General features: G+C 41.3%; 2 protein-coding genes. One reads left to right on the top strand and one right to left on the bottom strand.

The genetic code is table 11. The features are described from left to right. Window positions 1-1059 (top strand): DEAD/DEAH box helicase (locus ACEW8U_RS16260; protein WP_373523108.1); only part of this gene is annotated, 1059 nt, incomplete at its 5' end. A 258-nt stretch (window positions 1060-1317) separates the two neighbouring features. Here ACEW8U_RS16260 and ACEW8U_RS16255 read toward each other — a convergent pair. Next, a partial coding sequence (locus ACEW8U_RS16255) for a nucleoside hydrolase-like domain-containing protein (protein WP_373523107.1) occupies window positions 1318-2073 on the bottom strand: 756 nt, incomplete at its 5' end.

Genomic DNA, 2073 nt, shown 5'->3' with positions numbered 1-2073 from the left:
CAGTTACAGGCCATTCCGGCTATTCTTCAGAAAAAAGATTTATTGGGCATTGCCCCGACAGGTTCGGGAAAAACAGCTTCTTACGTTTTACCAATCCTTCAGATGCTGTTGGAAAAAGAAGTCCCTCAAAACAGGGACATCCCCGTTTTGGTAATTGTTCCTACACGTGAACTTGCAGCACAGGTTCAGGAAGTGGTCAAGGTTTTCTCTGAGTTTTTGCCAAGAAGGATAAAAACCATGGCGGTATTTGGTGGTGTTTCCATCAATCCCCAAATGATGAATCTTCATGGAACGGAGATTTTGGTGGCCACGCCGGGAAGGTTGTTGGACTTGGTAGCCCGGAATTCTATTCAACTGGATAAATTACAGATATTGGTCTTAGATGAGGCGGATAAGGTTTTGAATCTTGGCTTTAAATTGGAGGTGGATGAGATCCTTTCAAGGCTTCCCAAAAAACGACAGAATATACTTTTTTCAGCCACCATGGAGGAATCCGTAGAGGAATTGATCAACAAACTTCTCCATCATCCTGTGAAGATCGAAATCGAACAGGACAAGATTGCACCGGAACTGATTTCCCAATCCGCTTATTTAGTGCCAATGGAATATAAAGGACCCTTATTGCGTCATTTGATTATAGAAGGTAATTGGCAACAGATTTTGGTATTTGCATCTTCGATAAGAACTGCAGAAAATGTTGCCAATAAACTTAAAAAGCATGGGATTGAAGCCATGGCATTTCATGGTGATAAAAGCCAAGGTGCCAGGACAGATGCCTTGACCAAATTCAAAGCAGGTAAAATAAGGGTTCTTGTGGCCACTGACCTGGCAGCAAGAGGGATTGATATCAAATTTTTACCCTATGTTATCAATTATGAATTGCCAAGATCTCCAAAGGATTATATCCATAGAATAGGCAGGACAGGTAGGGCAGGAAGTGAAGGAGAGGCAATATCGTTGGTTTCAGAGGAAGAAGAGCACCACTTTAAAGTCATCCAGAAAAAAATGGGCAGAAGGGTTGAAATGATAGATGCAGTGAATTTGGATTTTAAGAGGTGATTTGTTCCTTTGGGTTATCCAGTTTTTTTGCTGATATACTATCAGGACGGAAGACTGAAGACGGAAGACGGATGTGACGTACTTCTAAAAACCTACCCCATTTTGGTTGGACTTACCCAATTCTTATAGCTTTCCAGATATACAAATTTCTTATTTTGAAGATTTCATTCCTTACCAGAATAAACTGGATACTATATAAATAGTATGGTGAAAATTCAGATTATGTCGTCTTCTGTCTCCCGTCTTCTGTCTCCTATCTCATTTCAACCAACTCATTCTTCTCGCCCAATCATCCAGAAACTCTTTTCTCCATTTGTTGACTGTTTTTGCACCAGGCCTATTGTTTTCTATAAGCGAGGGATCAGGATTGTCTGTCCAATAGTTTGGGCCATGTTCGGTTTGGACAAAAGAGCCACCCCAACTTGCTGACTCGGGATTTTCTGGGTCTCCTTGAAGCAAATAAAGGACAGAAGGAGTGTCGCCCATTTTGAGGTCTTTCTTTTGTTCCCAAAAAAGTTCTCCAAGATAGCCGTGACCTTTGATATTTTTTTCTACAAATGAAATATTCCCATAATCCCCCGATTGGTTACCGCCCATATACATGCCCCGGAAGGTTGTATTGTTTTCAATCCACCACAGGTCTTGATGGTTTTTGAAAAGGTAATCTCTTGATTTCGGATCCTGATCTGTATTCCAACTTCCTATCGAATAAACCCTCAAATTCTTTTTGATGCTAGGGTCATGGTGTACAGCTTGCGCTACATCAGTAATTGATCCCCAAACCAATACATAAACGGGCTGAGCAGAATTGGCTCGTATTTGGGAAATTATAAAAGCAGCACCTTCGCTTAGCTTTTCGGGGATTTCGGAGGATAGTGGTGCTGTCGCTCCCTGTTTACTGACCTGTCTTAGGTAATTAGGTTCAGGGAAACTTGTATTTTGGCGCTGTAGTTTAGGATAGTCTTTTTCATAAACATCAATGGCCTCCAAAATATGTCCAACCCTGCCATCATG

It is taken from the genome of Aquiflexum sp. (assembly GCF_041751335.1).
In the GTDB taxonomy this organism is placed as follows: Bacteria; Bacteroidota; Bacteroidia; order Cytophagales; family Cyclobacteriaceae; genus Aquiflexum.
This window is presented reverse-complemented; position numbering and strand designations above follow the sequence as displayed.